This is a genomic window from Terriglobus sp. TAA 43, assembly GCF_000800015.1.
Lineage (GTDB): Bacteria > Acidobacteriota > Terriglobia > Terriglobales > Acidobacteriaceae > Terriglobus.
Genome location: NZ_JUGR01000001.1, coordinates 3,374,102 through 3,389,815, shown reverse-complemented (window position 1 = coordinate 3,389,815; position 15,714 = coordinate 3,374,102). Strand labels below are relative to the sequence as shown.

17 protein-coding genes are annotated in these 15,714 nt (G+C 58.7%); 8 read left to right on the top strand and 9 right to left on the bottom strand.

Going from position 1 to position 15,714, the window contains the following annotated elements:
- Positions 1-65: 65 nt before the first annotated feature.
- The 6 genes from M504_RS14380 to M504_RS14355 form a co-directional block, all read right to left on the bottom strand.
- Positions 66-809, bottom strand: coding sequence for a ThuA domain-containing protein (locus M504_RS14380; RefSeq protein WP_052200745.1), 744 nt, complete (start codon positions 807-809; stop codon positions 66-68).
- A gap of 140 nt (positions 810-949) precedes the next feature.
- Positions 950-1,282 (bottom strand): cell division protein ZapA, encoded by a 333-nt coding sequence (locus M504_RS14375; RefSeq protein WP_047492611.1) that lies wholly within the window; start codon positions 1,280-1,282, stop codon positions 950-952.
- Between the two features lie 21 nt (positions 1,283-1,303).
- On the bottom strand, positions 1,304-1,561 hold the full coding sequence (locus M504_RS14370) for a hypothetical protein (RefSeq protein WP_047492609.1): 258 nt from the start codon (positions 1,559-1,561) through the stop codon (positions 1,304-1,306).
- A gap of 126 nt (positions 1,562-1,687) precedes the next feature.
- Positions 1,688-3,175: a cysteine--tRNA ligase gene (cysS, locus tag M504_RS14365; protein WP_047492606.1), complete on the bottom strand. Its 1,488-nt coding sequence runs from the start codon at positions 3,173-3,175 to the stop codon at positions 1,688-1,690.
- A gap of 80 nt (positions 3,176-3,255) precedes the next feature.
- The gene (gene tsaD / locus M504_RS14360) at positions 3,256-4,365 is read right to left on the bottom strand and encodes a tRNA (adenosine(37)-N6)-threonylcarbamoyltransferase complex transferase subunit TsaD (protein WP_047492604.1); all 1,110 of its coding nucleotides are present in this window, start codon (positions 4,363-4,365) and stop codon (positions 3,256-3,258) included.
- Between the two features lie 18 nt (positions 4,366-4,383).
- Positions 4,384-5,439: an AI-2E family transporter gene (locus M504_RS14355; protein ID WP_047492601.1), complete on the bottom strand. Its 1,056-nt coding sequence runs from the start codon at positions 5,437-5,439 to the stop codon at positions 4,384-4,386.
- Between the two features lie 84 nt (positions 5,440-5,523).
- Here M504_RS14355 and M504_RS14350 point away from each other — a divergent pair, with 84 nt between their 5' ends.
- Both M504_RS14350 and M504_RS14345 read left to right on the top strand, forming a co-directional pair.
- Positions 5,524-6,939, top strand: a complete 1,416-nt coding sequence (locus M504_RS14350) for a CCA tRNA nucleotidyltransferase (protein ID WP_047492598.1) — start codon at positions 5,524-5,526, stop codon at positions 6,937-6,939.
- Positions 6,936-8,264 carry an NAD(P)/FAD-dependent oxidoreductase gene (locus M504_RS14345; protein WP_047492596.1) on the top strand — a complete coding sequence of 443 codons (1,329 nt, stop codon included), beginning with the start codon at positions 6,936-6,938 and terminating at the stop codon, positions 8,262-8,264. Before M504_RS14350 ends, M504_RS14345 begins: the two co-directional genes overlap by 4 nt.
- Here the strand turns inward: M504_RS14345 and M504_RS14340 are convergent.
- Complete coding sequence (locus M504_RS14340) at positions 8,261-9,160, bottom strand: EamA family transporter (RefSeq protein ID WP_047495062.1); 900 nt, start codon at positions 9,158-9,160, stop codon at positions 8,261-8,263. The two genes, M504_RS14345 and M504_RS14340, sit on opposite strands and share 4 nt — an antisense overlap.
- Positions 9,161-9,234: 74 nt before the next feature.
- Between M504_RS14340 and ruvB the strand changes: the two genes are divergently transcribed.
- Genes ruvB through M504_RS14325 form a run of 3 tightly spaced genes read left to right on the top strand, consistent with a single transcriptional unit; the run spans position 9,235 to position 11,368 of the window.
- On the top strand, positions 9,235-10,323 hold the full coding sequence (ruvB, locus tag M504_RS14335) for a Holliday junction branch migration DNA helicase RuvB (protein WP_047492593.1): 1,089 nt from the start codon (positions 9,235-9,237) through the stop codon (positions 10,321-10,323).
- Positions 10,324-10,332: 9 nt separating this feature from the next.
- Positions 10,333-11,064: a YggS family pyridoxal phosphate-dependent enzyme gene (locus M504_RS14330; protein ID WP_047492592.1), complete on the top strand. Its 732-nt coding sequence runs from the start codon at positions 10,333-10,335 to the stop codon at positions 11,062-11,064.
- 7 nt (positions 11,065-11,071) lie between these two features.
- Complete coding sequence (locus M504_RS14325) at positions 11,072-11,368, top strand: DUF167 domain-containing protein (protein WP_047492590.1); 297 nt, start codon at positions 11,072-11,074, stop codon at positions 11,366-11,368.
- 13 nt (positions 11,369-11,381) lie between these two features.
- Here the strand turns inward: M504_RS14325 and M504_RS14320 are convergent, their stop codons facing one another.
- Positions 11,382-12,314, bottom strand: coding sequence for an MBL fold metallo-hydrolase (locus M504_RS14320; protein ID WP_047492587.1), 933 nt, complete (start codon positions 12,312-12,314; stop codon positions 11,382-11,384).
- A 42-nt stretch (positions 12,315-12,356) separates the two neighbouring features.
- Complete coding sequence (locus M504_RS14315; protein ID WP_047492583.1) at positions 12,357-13,433, bottom strand: acyltransferase; 1,077 nt, start codon at positions 13,431-13,433, stop codon at positions 12,357-12,359.
- Between the two features lie 218 nt (positions 13,434-13,651).
- Between M504_RS14315 and M504_RS14310 the strand changes: the two genes are divergently transcribed.
- From M504_RS14310 to M504_RS14300, 3 genes are read left to right on the top strand one after another with little or no spacing between them, the layout of a single operon-like run.
- Positions 13,652-14,443 carry a sulfite exporter TauE/SafE family protein gene (locus tag M504_RS14310; RefSeq protein ID WP_047492581.1) on the top strand — a complete coding sequence of 264 codons (792 nt, stop codon included), beginning with the start codon at positions 13,652-13,654 and terminating at the stop codon, positions 14,441-14,443.
- Positions 14,444-14,461: 18 nt separating this feature from the next.
- Entirely contained in the window at positions 14,462-14,899 is a 438-nt protein-coding gene (locus tag M504_RS14305) for a DUF971 domain-containing protein (protein WP_047492578.1), read from the top strand.
- A complete protein-coding gene (locus M504_RS14300) occupies positions 14,896-15,675 on the top strand; it encodes a DUF3050 domain-containing protein (protein WP_047492573.1) in 780 nt (259 codons plus the stop codon). The genes M504_RS14305 and M504_RS14300 overlap by 4 nt, the downstream gene beginning before the upstream one ends.
- The last annotated feature ends 39 nt before the right edge of the window (positions 15,676-15,714 follow it).

The following is a 15,714-nucleotide window of genomic DNA, read 5'->3' as shown; positions in this document are numbered from 1 at the left end:
CGAGCCGCTCCAGACGGCCACAAAAATCTTCTATTGACGTCCCATTTAGGGAATGCGCGTTATCGTTACTTCTTCGCCGCCCACAAAATCGCGCGCTTCAAAATCCCATCAAACACGGGATCTTCGTAGTAGCTATTGTCATGGCCCAGCGCGATATAAAACTCGCGTCCGCCATCAAACTCCTGCCACCAGGCAATCGGCATGGGATTCGGAAAATCCTTGCGATCCAGCTTGAAGTTCGTCACATCCAGCTTCGACGTATCCACCGTCAGCAGCGGATGAATCGTATCGCTGAAGCGCTTCGTAAAGTAGCACTCATCGTTCACCGTGAACTCCGCCGGAACACCCTGCATCGCCGGGAACTTCGGATCAACTACCTTCACCGTGAACTGCTGCTTCTTCGGATGCATCAGAAAGCGGCCGCCCACCATCTGCGCAAACCAGTCCCAGTTCCGCTCATTGCCAGAAGCCGAGTGGATACCCACCCAACCACCGCCATGCTCAATCCATCCCTTAAACGCATCGCGCTGCGCCTGCGTGCTGAACGCCTCATTGTTGCTGTTGCTGAACACCATAACGGTGTACTTCTTCAGATTTTCCGGCGTGAACACGATCGGATCGTCCGTGTTGTCCGTGGGAATCTTCAATTCCGCCGCAATCTTCTCCACCGCCACCACACTGCTGGCACGGTTGCCGTGGATATACCCTTTGCCGTCTGCCGTGTAACTGCGCGTGTAGATCAGAATGCGATCCTGCGCGACCGCCGCAGCTGATGAACACAGTAACAACAGGGCAAGCAGACGTTTCATCCCAATCCTTTCGTGCCTCCGCAAATCAACAGAAGCACATCGGCGGCATGGTATCGCGCCATTGGAAGCGTTTGCAACCAATGCAAAAGAGAAGGGCGCAGCCGAAGCCACGCCCTCTCGCAAAATGAAACGCTAATCGTTTACACGGCCACGCGATACTCATCACGCAAAGCTTCATCCAGCATGGATGCCAGCGAATGCGCACGATGCCGGTTTGCCGTCTCCGCGTGATCCAGCGAATCCAGCAGCTCACGGTGACGCTCGCGCAGTTCCATCAACTCATCTGCAATGTTCAACGCTGCCAACACGGCTACACGCAACGAATCCACGGTAGCGCCCTGCGACGACACCGCACGCATCTTGCTGTCCACAAGCTGCGAAAGCGCCTCGATATGCTGAGGATCGATGCCGCGCAGATGGTAGTTCTGGTCGTAGATGGCAACCGTTACGGACTGGGGGACGGAATTCTGCATGCCTTCTCTTCTTTTCTTCGGTTACACCAGTTCGTCGAGCTGCTTCAGCATCGCGTCCACGCGACCCTTCACCTGCTCGCGCTCGTTCTTCATCGAATGCAACTCGGCGGTAAGCTGCGAATTCTCCGCAGAAGCCGTGTCCAGCAATTCCTTCAGCGCCTCCACTTCAGACTCTGCCGTGGCGCGTGCCTCGCGCTCTTTCCGGATCAGCTCCACGGTGCGAAGAACGCGCTGTTCTAGCGCCTGAAACTCGTCAACGCTGATAGTAGTGGTGGCCATAAAATCCGGTGCTCCTCTGCGCAATAGATTGCTCGCTTCCGCGAGTATAGGTTGGTGATTTGTGAATGCCGAATAGCAAATCGCATTGGGGGTATCTCTTTTGGCTACCCCCGCCGCTTCACGACACTACTTGCGTTTCCAGGTAACGCCGTCTTTACCGTCTTCGATTACGACGCCCTTTTCCAGCAGTTCGTTGCGAATGGCATCCCCGCGAGCGAAATTCCGCTTCTTGCGAGCGTCCGTGCGCTCTGCAATCAGCGCTTCAATTTCCTCATCTGTGATGCTCTGCGCCTGCAGCAACTCCGCTGCGATATCGGTACGGCCTTCCGTTTGCGCCCACTCCACAGCGGCCTTGCTGACAGCCGCATCGCGGTCCGTCAACACGTCAAACACCGCATCGAAGTCGTTCAATAGCTTCTGCACCGCGTCCACGTTGCCGCGGCCAAATGTGCCGTGATCCAGCGTGATGTTCGCCGCCCGCACCATGTCAAATACCGCAGCACGCGCCTCGGCTGTATTCAGATCGTTCTGCAACGCAGCATGAAACGCATCGCGCTTCGCCACGGTCAGCGCCAGCAACTCCTCATTTGCAGACTCAGGCAACGCGGGATTCTTCACCGCAGCATCCAGCCTGCGCACAAACGTCCGCAGACGTTCAATCGCATTCGCGCTCTCCGTCAGACCTTCAAACGTGAAGTTCATCTGGTTGCGATACGGCACGCTGATCAGCAAAAAACGAATCGCCGACGCGCGATATCCCTTCAGCAGCAGGTCGCGCAGCGTGAAGAAGTTGCCCTCGCTCTTGGACATCTTCTTGCCCTCAACGAGCAGAAAACGCACATGGAACCAGTGCCGCGCAAACGGCTGATGCGTCGCGCACTCACTCTGCGCAATTTCATTCTCATGGTGCGGGAACGTTAGATCCTCGCCACCAGCATGCACGTCAAAGTTCGGCCCCAGGTGCTTCAGCGCCATCGCCGAACACTCAATGTGCCATCCCGGACGTCCTTCGCCAATCTCCGTCTGCCACGACGCCTCACCGGGCTTCGTCGCCTTCCATAGGGCAAAGTCACGCGCGGCATCCTTCTCGTACTCGTCCACATCCACGCGGGCGCCGTCTTCAATGCCGTCCAGGTCTTTGCCGCTCAGCTTGCCGTAATCCGGAAACTTCGCAATGCGGAAGTACCACGAGCCATCCTCGGTCTTGTACGCAATGTCCTCGCTGGCAAGCTGCTCCACCAGCGCGACCATCTCGGGGATGCTCTCCGTCGCATGCGCCACAATCTCCGGGCGTTCCACGCCCAGCGCATCCATGTCTTCGAAGAAAGCCTTCTCGTACTTTGCCGTGTAGTCGCCAATGGACATGCCGGCAGCGCCAGCATTGCGGATGATCTTGTCATCCACATCCGTGATGTTCATCACGTGCTTCAGCGCCAGGCCATTCAGCCGCGCAGCGCGCCGCAACACATCCACATGCAGGAACGTGCGGAAGTTGCCAATGTGGCCGTAGTCATACACGGTGGGGCCGCAACAGTACATGCGCAGCGTGTTGTCCCGCGACGCAGTCAGCGGCTCCACGCGGCTGCCAAGAGTATTAAAGAGTTCGATGGGCATCCGGCGGATTCGCGTGCCTTCCGGGACTTGCGAGCGCGCCCGGGCCACCGCCCCGCCGCCGCATTCCGTCGTTTTTAATCTTATCCGAGGCGAAGCTGTGGCGTGGCATTCAAAGCGGGTCCCGCAAACTCACCCTGCGCGAACTTCGGCCACGCCGCCGCCGCAATCATCGCCGCGTTATCCGTGGACATGGCCGCAGCCGGGAATCGCACCTTCAAACCGCGCTTCTCCGCCTCCGCCTCAAACCGCGCCCTAAGTTCGCGATTCGCCGCCACGCCGCCGCTCACCACAATCCGTTTCGCACCAAAATGCTGCGCTGCCGCCATCGTCTGCCGGATCAGGTTTCCCACCACCGCTGCCTGAAAACTCGCGATCAGGTCCAGCGTCTCCGTATCGCAAAGCGCACGAACATCGTCCAGCGTCGGCGAATCAACCTTCTCCAGCGCAGCCCGCCGCTCCTCAATTGCCGCCTTCATGCCATGCGTTTCGATGTACCGCAGCACCGCCGTCTTGATCCCGCTGAATGAAAAATCAAACGAAGGCTCATCCGCCGTCCCGCGATTAATCTCCACAAACCGGAACGGCACCGCCTTCGGATTTCCAAATGCACTCAGCCCATCAATCCACGGCCCACCGGGATACCCCAGCCCCAGCAGCTTCGCCACCTTGTCATACGCCTCACCGGCAGCGTCATCCACGGTCCGACCCACATTCCGATAGCGCCAAACACCATCCTCAAACGCAGCAAGATAAAGATGCGTATGCCCACCGCTAACAACCAACGCCAACGTAGACTCGGCTGACTCACCGCCCTTCTCCATCAGTACCGCATGAATATGCCCCTCAAGATGATTCACCGCAATCAGCGGCTTCCCCAGCGCATACGCATACGCCTTGGCATACGAAATCCCCACCAGCAGCGCGCCAGCCAACCCCGGCCCTGCCGTCACGGCAACAGCATCCACATCCTTCGCTTCAATGCCCGCCTGCCGCAGCGACTCCCGCACCACCGGCACAATGTTCCGCAGATGTTCGCGGCTAGCCAACTCCGGCACCACGCCGCCATAAAGCGCGTGCATCTGCATCTGCGTCGCCACCACGTTCGACAGCACGTCGCTTCCCGCACGCACCACCGCCGCCGCAGTTTCGTCGCAGGAGCTTTCAATCCCCAAAATCAGGCCATTGCCCATCTCTTTATCGTATCGGGATTAGTGCACGCCCGCTTCCGCCAGCCGCTGCTTCCATATCTGCAACAGCAAAATCGCCGACGCCACCAGCACCGGCCCCAGAATGAACCCACTGATGCCAAAGAAAGCCAACCCGCCAAAGATGGCAACAAACACCACGCCCGTATGCAGATCCGTCTTTTTCCCCACAAACACCGGATAAAGAAAGTTATCCATGGTGCTCACCACAGCGCTGCACCAGATCGCCAGGATCAGGCACTTGGTCCAACTCAGCACCAATCCCACATACAAACAGATCGGCACCCACGCCAGAAACGCGCCAAACGCCGGAATCAAACAACAAACAAACGTGACAAATCCCCACAACAGCGCACCCGGCACACCCACCAGTCCGTACGCCACACCGGAAGCCACTCCCTGCAACATGGCAATCAGCAAACGTCCCGCGAAAATCGCCTCGATAACGTCCCGCAGCTTCAGACTGAAATCAAATGTCTCGTCCTCGCGCAGCGGCAAGATCGACTCCCACGCACGCAGAGCCACGGCCTCGTCCCGCACCAGGAAGAAGTAGAAAAACAGCAGCAAAACAATGCTCACAATGCCGTGAACGATCGCGCCAAACGCCTGCCCTACCTTCGGCGCAGACCACCCCGCAATCGCGCGACCTGACATGCCCGGAGCAAACTGCGTAATCGCATTTTGGATCGCATCGCCCAGCTTCGGGTGCTTCATCGCAAGCTCTGCAAGAAAGTCATCCACGCCGCCCGACTCCACATAACGAACCAGCGCAATCGCCTGCACCACCAGGTGCTTGATGAGCACATACATCGGCACAAACAACACCAGGCTCACCAACGCCACCATGGCAATCCCAGCCAACGTAGGGGACCACCGCTTGCGCAACCACACTGACAGCGGCTGTGTCACCACAGCCAACGTGATCGCGCCGATGATGGGGAACATCAGCGTGTGGGCAAACAGCAGCGTCGCCACCACGCACGTCAGCGTCAGCGCAAACAGCGCCGCAGTTCTCCACTGCACATACCCTGTGCCCGATTCCGTCGTGAAATGGCTCATGCGTTCTTCCAGTTTCTGATGCAGATTTTCACATCACTGCTGCCGCAAAGACATCCTCACACGAAAGGAGCATCCTAGAGAGTGATGAAGGCACTGAAAAACGCGAAAGCAACAAAGTCATTTCGAGCGGCGCTACACATTGTGGAAGAACTGCGCGACCGCGGATTCCAAGCCTATTTCGCAGGCGGATGCGTGCGCGACCTGCTCATGGGCATCGCCCCCAAGGACTACGACGTAGCCACCAACGCGCGCCCTGAAACTGTGATGATGGGCTTCGATCGCACCTTCTCTGTCGGCGCGCATTTCGGCGTCGTCATCGTATGCAGCGCCAACAAAGGCGAAGGCTGCGAAGTACAAACAGAAGTTGCCACCTTCCGTTGCGACGGCGAATACGTCGATGGCCGTCGCCCCGTGGACGTGGAGTACGCAGAAAAACCAGAAGACGATGTACAGCGCCGCGACTTCACCATCAACGGCATGCTGCTCGATCCCATCGGCCTCACCGAAGACAACATCAAAGAAAAACTGCTCGACTTCGTAAACGGCCAGCAGGATCTGCACGCAGGCATCGTGCGCGCCATCGGCGATCCCCAGAAGCGCTTCGAAGAAGACAAGCTCCGCATGCTGCGCGCGGTTCGATTCACAGCGCGCTTTGATTTCACTATCGAAGAACAAACCATGCGCGCCATCCAGCAGCAAGCTGCCACCATCACGCAGGTCAGCAACGAACGTATCCGCGACGAGCTAACCAAAATGCTCATCGAAGGCCACGCGAAACGAGCCTTCGAACTGCTCGACGAAACCGGGCTCCTGCAACACGTACTGCCCGAAGTTGCCGCCATGAAAGGTGTGGAACAACCGCCCGAATATCACCCCGAAGGCGACGTGTGGATTCACACGCTCATGCTGCTCGATCAACTTCCCGCAAACGTAAAAGGCACACTGGCATGGGGCGCACTGCTGCACGACGTAGGAAAACCGCCAACATTTCACGCACCCGACCCTGCTGATCCAAAGCCGCGCATCCGCTTCAACGGCCACGCCGAAGTCGGCGCCACCATGACGCGCGCCATCATGAACCGCCTGCGCTTCTCATCAGCAGACATCGATCAGGTCGTCTCGCTCGTCGCCAACCACATGCGCTTCGGCGACGTGAAACACATGAAGCAAAGCACGCTCAAACGCTTCTTCCGCCTGAACGATTTCCCTGAGCATCTCGCGCTGCACAAGCTCGACGTCACCAGCTCGCACAACCTGCTGGATCTATATCGCTACGCAAAAGAAGAGTTCGAGAAAGCCCCCGAAGAGATCTACAAACCCACGTTATTACTCACCGGGCGTGACCTCATCGATGCAGGCCTCAAACCCGGTCCACGCTTCAAACAACTGCTGCAGGACCTGGAAGACGCGCAGCTCGAAGGAACCATCCACACACGCGAAGAAGCCATCAATCTCTTGCGTGATCTGCTCGCAAAATCTCCCGTGGAGACAACCCGTTGAAACACGTCATCGTGATTGGTGCAGGAATCGCAGGCCTGATAGCTGCAATGAAGCTACGCGCCAGCAGCGACCTGCAGGTAACGCTGCTTGAAGCGCAGGACCGCATCGGCGGCCGCATTCGCACTGTGCAGCAGGACGGCAACTTCATCGAACTCGGTGCGGAATTCATACACGGCAATCCACCCGAACTTCTCGCTCTACTCGAAGACCTCAACCTCGAAACTTACGAGCTATCCGGCCAGGACTTCAACTACGACTGCAGCGACGACTCGCTCCACCCGCAGGATGAAGGCACACATAGCGATAAAGATTCACCATTCAACGTCCTCGAACAGATGACGGCATGGAGCGATGCTCACTCCACAGAAGACCTCGCATTCGACGCATGGTGCGAGCGCGAAAACATCGATCCTGACGTTCACTCTGGCGCGCGTGGATACGTGGAAGGTTTCAACGCCGCCGATGCATCCCGCATCTCTGTGCGCTCACTCGCCATCCAGCAGGACGCAGAAGACAGCATCGCAGGCGACGCGTTGCACCACGTAAAAGGCGGATACCATCGCCTTCCTGAAGAACTCGCCGCACGATTCAAACGTCTCGGCGGAACACTCCGTCTGCAATCACAAGTGAAATCCATCACATGGTCGCGCGGATCAGTAGATGTCCAACTGCACTCAGGCGAATCGCTTCATGCAGACGCCGCAATCATCACGCTGCCGCTCGGCGTCCTGCAATCATCCGGCGTTACGTTCGATCCCGCACCAGCAGACATTCTTCAACATGCCAACCGCATGGCGATGGGCCCCGTCCTTCGCATGAGCCTCATCTTCCGTAGTCGCTGGTGGGCGGAGCTTGACCACCTCCAGAAGAAGGCGCTTCAGAAACTCTCCTTCATCCTCCCTGAAGAGCAGCGAAGCGATCTGAACTTCCGCGTCTTCTGGACTGGCTATCCCTCACTCGATCCCGCACTCACAGCATGGGCGGGCGGTCCAGCCGCCGAAGCCTTCGCCACCAAAACTAATCAGCAAATCGCCGAAGCCGCATGCCACGACCTCTCACGCATCTTCGGCGTTCCGAAGCAGCAGATACTCGATGAACTCGTCACGCACCACCGCCACAACTGGAGCAGCGATCCACTCTTCGGCGGCGCTTATTCATGGGTCCCAGCGGGTGCAGTCGACGCCTCAGAAAAGATGTCGCATCCCGTAGAAGACACACTCTTCTTCGCAGGCGAACACACGGACATCACCGGCCATTGGGGCACCGTTCACGGAGCACTGCGCAGCGGCATCCGCGCCGCACAACAGCTATTGGATTCGCACTAAGCAGCCTTACTCGCAGTCACCAGCGCAACAGAAGCCAGGATGATTGCCATCGCAATCCACTGCGATCCATGCAGCGATTCATGCAGCAGCACCGAACTCAAAGCCACGCTGACAATCGGATTCACGTAGGCATACGTTGCCACCTTCGCCACCGGCACATGATGCAGCAGCCACATGTATGCGGTGTAGCCCACCAACGATCCAAAGAACACCAGCCACAACACCGCCAGCAGCGCGCTCTTATTCCAATGCGCACTCTGCCATCCACCCAGCGCTGATCCCAGCACAATGCTCAACGTACCGCCCAGCAACATCTGCCAGCCAGCACCGAGTAGAGGATCAACCTGCGAAGGCTTGCGTCCCGAATAAAGCGACCCAACAACCCACAGCAGGTCCGCCACCAGCATGATCATCACGCCGGTCGATGCAGAACCGACACCACCTCGCAGCAGCGGAGCCAGCAAAACAACCAGCCCTGCAAACCCCAACACCGTGCCCGACCAGCCCATGCGGTTCAAAGGCGTTCCGCCAGGAATAAACGTCTCCGCCAACGCGATCATCAATGGAATCGCCGCAGCTAACAATGCAGCCAGCCCAGCAGAAAGCGACTGCTCTGCCCAACTGATCATCACGTTATTGCCCGTAAGCATCACCACACCCAGCAACAACGCACGCTGAAACTCCGCACGCGGCAACACAATCCGAGTACCGCGCAACGCAAGTACCGTCAGCATGATCACGCCCGCCGCACAGTAACGAAACCCCGAGACAAACGCAGGCGAAAGCGACTGCACACCCACGCGAATCGCAACAAACGTCGATCCCCAGAAAAAGTAAACGCAGGCAAACGCAACAATGACGAGCGAACGCGATGTGGCTTCATGCTTTCGGGTCATGGGCCACAGCCTATCAGGCACCGCCGTTGCCACAGCGCAATCTTCGCCGTACCATCGCCTTAGCGACCTGAACGATGGACTTTCTCAACAAAAAGCGCTTCGACCTAAACCGCTCCACCCCCTCAGCAGATGCAGAGCGCCTCGTCAGCGCCAGCAGCATGGGCGAAGACGCAGCCTTCGAACTCAAGCTGCGCCCCAACCGCCTCGGCGAATTCATCGGCCAGCACAAGGCAAAAGAGCAGCTCGCCATCGCGCTCGAAGCCGCCAAGTCACGCGGCGATGCTCTCGATCACGTTCTGCTCTACGGCCCCCCGGGTCTTGGCAAAACCACGCTCGCCACCATCATCGCCAACGAGATGAACGTGGGCTTCCAGCAAACCAGCGGCCCCGCCCTGCAAATCCAGGGCGACCTCACCGCCATCCTCACCAACCTGCGCGAAAAGCAGGTGCTCTTCCTCGACGAAATCCACCGTCTGCAGCCGGTACTGGAAGAAAAACTCTACACAGCACTCGAGGACTACAAGCTCGACATCATCATCGGCCAGGGCCCTGCAGCACGCACCCACGTGATGGAGATTCGTCCCTTCACCTTCGTCGCTGCAACAACGCGTCCCGGCCTGCTGTCATCGCCACTGCGTTCACGCTTCGGCATCCTGTTGCGACTCGAGTTCTACAACGATGACGACCTTCGCTTCATCGTTGAACGCAGCGCGGAAGTCCTCGGCGTGCAGATCGACGCAGATGGCGCAGCAGAAATCGCCATGCGTTCGCGCGGCACACCGCGTATCGCCAACCGACTCCTCCGCCGCGTTCGCGACTACGCACAGGTGCGCGCCAACGGCGTCATCGACCAGAAGACCGCACAGGCCGCACTGCAGATGCTGGAAGTCGACCCCCACGGATTCGACGAACTCGATCGCCGCCTCCTTCGCACCATCATCGAAAAGTACGACGGCGGCCCCGTCGGCCTGAACACCCTGGCCGCAGCACTCGCCGAAGAAGAAGACGCGCTCGAAGAGGTCTACGAACCCTTCCTCATGCAAATCGGCTTCCTCGACCGCACCCCCCGCGGCCGAGTCGCCACACGCCGCGCCTACGAGCACTTCGGCTATCCCGTGCCCACCAAGGCAAATCAATTCGATAAGCCAACCCTGTTCGACTAAGCTGGAAGTATGTCGATTGCAGAAAATTTAGAGCAGGTACGCGCGGAAATCGCAGCCGCCTGCGCCAAAGCGAACCGTAACCCCGCAGACGTGAAGCTGATGGCCGTTTCCAAAACCTGGGGTCCGGACGTCGTCGCCGAAGCGTTCCGCGCAGGCCAGCGCCTTTTCGGTGAAAACCGCTTGCAGGAGTGGGAGCACAAGCAGCAGCAGCTCCACACCATCCTCGGTGAAGACGTGGGCCAGCTTGAGATGCATCTCATCGGCAACCTGCAGTCCAACAAGACCAGCAAAGCCGCATGGGTCTTCAGCGCCGTGGATTCAGTGGACAGCCTGAAGGTTGCGAACCGTCTCAACGACGTCTGTGAACAGGTTGGCAAAGTCCTGCCCATCCTCGTCGAAGTCAAACTCTCCGAGGAAGAAACCAAGCACGGCATCGGCGAATACGCCCTCACCGGCCTGCTGCGCAACATCCTCGAAGAAATGAACGGCCTGGAAGTCCGCGGCCTGATGATGGTCCCGCCGTACACCGACGATCCCGAAGGCGCACGCCCCTACTTCCGTCGCCTCCGCGAACTCCGCGACGAAGCCGTAGCCACCATCGAAGGCCTCTCACTCCCCGAACTCTCCATGGGCATGTCGCACGACTTCGCAGTAGCCATCGAAGAAGGCTCCACCTGCGTCCGCGTAGGCTCCGCCATCTTCGGCACCCGCACCAAGTACCGCGAAGACGACGAAGAATAGTTTCGCAATGAACATCCGAGACATCGACGGCGGCGTAAGTTTCGCAATCCGCGTGCAGCCCGGCGCATCGCGCGAAGGCGTCGTCGGTCTCTACGGCGAAGCCATCAAGATCGCACTGAACGCACCCGCCGTCGATGGCAAAGCGAACGAAGCACTCATCCGCTATCTCGCCACCGCGCTCAACGTTCCGAAGACAAGCATCAACATCGCCGCGGGTCTCACTTCGCGCTCCAAGGTGATCCACGTTCTCGGCGTCACAAACGAAGAAGCCGCGGCAAAGCTCTCGCCCGCCGCGGCCGTTTAAACCAATTCCAGAGTTACGCCGACTGCATCGCAGCCGTCTTCACCACAAACGTCTCGCCTTCACTCATCACATCCACACGATTCGCCACGCCAAGCTTCTTCGCCGCTGCCATCAGCCGGACCGGAGGCTCATCCATGGGCTCTTTGCCCAGCGGAAACGTGCCATAGTGCATCGGAATCATCGTCGTTGCAGATTCCAGATCCAGAAACGCCTGCAATCCCTCTTCCGGCGAAGTATGCACCGCGCGATAGCTATCCGGGTAGTAAGCGCCAATCGGCAGCAACGCAATCTCCGGCTGCAGCCTGCGCCCAATCTCGCGGAAGCCATTGAAGTAAGCCGTATCGCCTGAGTGGTACACGCTGTGCCCCGCGCCTTCGATCACATACCCACCAAACAGCCGGTGCGTATCGCTGAACATGCGCGCGCCCCAGTGCTTCGCAGGAGTCATCGTCACGGACACATCATCGCCCTCAAGCGACGTCTTCTCCCACCACTCCAACTCCGTCACCTTGCGAAAGCCAACCTTGGCAACCAGATCGCTCACGCCCTTTGGCACAATCGCCTCCGGTGCCACGCCCGTCAGCTTCTTCGCATGACGAACAATCCTCCGCAGCGACGGCAGATTCAGGTGATCCATATGCGCATGGGTCAGCAGAACCGCATCAATCGGCGGCAGATGGTCAATCTCCACACCCGGCAGCCGAGCGCGACGCAGCAGGATCAACCGCGTTGCAAACACGGGATCTACCAGCACATTGCGGCCAGCAATCTGGATAAGGAATGAAGAATGGCCAATGAAGGTAACGCCAAGCTCTTCCGGGTCCACCAGCTTCGGCGGATTCGGTTTGCCCTGCATCGGTTGGCGGTGGCTCTCACGAACAACATTCCAGAGCTGCCGCAGTTTACGTAAAACAGACGGGTGATTCTGAACTTTGCTCACGGTCATTGGATGTTCCAGGCTGAATAACGATGCGGACGCCCCTCTGGACTAAGCGGCCTGCAACCTCGCCGCCCGGGCATCCCACCACTTCATCACCCAGCGGCGGCCCGGACGCTCCACATACAAATGCAGCAGGAGACTCAGAGGCAGAAGAACAAGCAGCCGAGGCACCAGGCCGGCAATCGTCATCGGCCAGTGAAAGACCCACCATGCCCAGTCGTTAAACATGAAATGCGTCAGGTAAAACGCATAGCTTGCCTCGCCCGCCAGAACAAACGGGGACCACGACAGCACATTCGACACGATATTCGGACGTGCAAGCCCATAAAGAATCAGCACATAGCAAGGAATCAGCAGACCGTTATGCAGCAGAACGAACGGCAGATGATCCGCGAAGAGCAAAGCGGTAACCATCACCACGCTCCCAACGGCCAAGGCCACCTTTGCAAAGCCGTCGCTGATCGGCCGTTGCAAATAAATCCATCCCGCCACGATGCCGCACAGGAACTGGGGAAGCATCAGCGGTGGGAATCGGCGAACAACGTACACCACCGGACCATGATTGGACAGAGCGACCTCGCTCCATGCGCGGGCGGGGTCAAGATGCATGGCAATCATGCCTGGAATCAAAGCAAGAACCCAGCATCCCGCCAGCAGCAATATGCCATGGCGCAGGGAGTTTGGCCGCAAGCGCGGAGCGATGAAGGGGAAACAGAAGTAAAAGAAAGCTTCTTCTGACAAGCTCCACGCAACGATATTGAAAAACGGCGTCAGGCGGATATGCCAGGACTGCAGCATGAATACCTGCGCTATGTACGCAATCACGTGGTACTTAGGGTGAAAAATTACTTTATAGCTAAGAAAGCCCGCAATGATCGTGACGAGCAGGTACAGCGGATACACGCGCGCAAAGCGGGCCACAAGAAAGCGTTTTACGTCTCCCTTCCCACTGACAAACTCCACGCCATGCGTGTAGACCAGGATGAACCCGGAAAGGAAGAAGAAGAAACTGACAGCCGTGTAGCCAGCACCCCAGAACCCGGCAAACCTGCCCCACAATTCAAATGGGCGCACCATGTGAAAGAAGCCCACATACAGTGCGGCCAGCGCACGTATGCTCGTCAACGCTTTCAGGTGCGGTGGACGCTTAACTGTTGTTGCCGATGAAACAGGATTCCGTACTTCAGTAAGCGGAGAAAAACGGTCATCGGTTGGGGGCATCGGGCTAATTATACTGAGCACCTCACTACCTCAAATGAAACACCCGTGTATCGATAGGCCCCCGAATCGGGCAAATTTCCCCTACATCACCACAGCTCTTCAAACCGATAAAATGAACAGTAATGCCCACAATGCTGTCCACGCACGCCCATTACATCCTGTTGGTCGTCGCGTCGCTGGCAGCCGGCGCTCTCAACGCAGCAGCGGCAGGCGGATCATTCATCAGCTTCCCGGCCATGCTCGGCGTGGGTATCCCGCCCGTCCAGGCCAACGCAACAAACACCGTCGCCATCTGGCCCGGCCAGCTCACCAGCGTTCTGAAACTCCGCAACGACCTCCGCCGCGAACTCCTCGTCGTTGCATTCATCACCTCCATCCTCGGCGGAGTGGCTGGAGCGCTGATTCTACTGTGGTTGCCCCCACAAATCTTTCTTTACATCCTGCCCTGGATGATCAGCAGCGCCACCCTGCTGTTCCTCTTTTCCGGACGCATCAGCCGCTGGATGCGTAAAGAAACAAGCCAGCCACATGTACATCGCCCCATCTCATCGTTGCTCCTCTTTCCGCTGCTGCTGCCGGTGTGCATTTACATCGGCTACTTCGGCGCAGGCGGAGGCCTCATGGTCATGGCGCTGCTCGCCCTCCTGGGCGTGGACGACATGCACCAGCTCAACGGCATGAAAGTCCTCGTCGCCTGCCTCTCCAACTTTTCGGCAGTCGTCACCTTCATCGTGGAGCGCGCCGTCGTCTGGCATTACTGCTTCATCGCCATGATCGCCGCAGGCATCGGCGGTTATATCGGCGCACATTACGCCCGCAAACTTCCCCAACGCGCCATGCGCATCCTCGTCATCATCGTCGGATTCAGTGTCAGCGGCTATTTCTTCTACCGCACCCTGCATCCGGCCCACTGAAGGAAGAGAATTAGAAGTATGAGTCACGAAGGCATCCGCATGATCAGCCGCGAAGAGAGTGAGCGCACCGCCGCCACCGAACAGCCGCTGCCCCCTGCCGCCATCAGCCCCGCCAAGGTCAAAGTCGACATCACCAACGGCACTGGCATGGAGATCACCTGGAAAGACGGCCACCACTCCAAGTGGACTTTCCCCTACCTCCGCGACGCCTGCCCCTGCGCCACCTGCCACGAAGAACGCGAGAAGACAGGCCGCGCCCTCGGCGAACCCCGCCCCGCGCCCAAGGCCCTCTTCCCCATCTACACGCCGCCCGCAAAGCCCAACAGCGCAGAGCCCATCGGCCGCTACGCCATCAAGTTCAAGTGGGCCGACGGCCACGAAAGCGGCATCTACTCCTGGGACTTCCTTCGCCGTCTCGATCAGAACGCATTGCCCTTCAAGGTAGCCGCAAAATGACCGCGACCACACCACAGATCGCAGCCCTCGAAGCAAAGCTGAAACCGCTTTACGACCAGCTCGCAAACCACCGCCTCTACAGCTCGTTCCACACTCTCGCTGACCTGCACACCTTCATGGAGTCGCATGTCTTCGCCGTGTGGGACTTCATGAGCCTGCTCAAAGCGCTCCAGCGCGGACTCACCTGCATCGACGTCCCATGGATTCCGAGCACATTCCCCGAGAGCCGACGCCTCGTCAACGAGATCGTCCTCGGCGAAGAAACCGACGTCTACAACGGCCAATCCCTCAGCCACTTCGAGCTGTATCTCCTCGCTATGAAGCAGTGCGGAGCCGACACTACCGCCATCGACCGCCTCGTCTTCGCACTGCGCGACGGCGCCGATCTGCACCAAGCCGTGCGCGGTAGCCACGCCTCCGAACCGGCAAAGCTCTTCGTGCGCGACACCTTCCACATCCTCAGCGAAGAGAAACTCCACACCACCGCTGCAGCCTTCACCTTCGGCCGTGAAGACCTCATCCCGGCAATGTTCAAAGGCTTCGTGCGCGATCTGAACCGCGACCTCGGCGGCAACCTCGACACCTTCCTCTGGTACCTCGAACGCCACATTGAAGTCGACGGCGAAGCACACGGCCCCATGGCCCTCCGCATGATCGCCGAACTCTGCGGCAACGACGAGCACAAGTGGCAGGAAGCCGAACAAGCCGCTACCTACGCCCTGCAGTCGCGCCTCACCCTCTGGGACGGCATCGCCAACACCATCATGAAACGTTAGCGACAGGCCTACGCAACTTCGCGCATCCTGTAGCCTTCG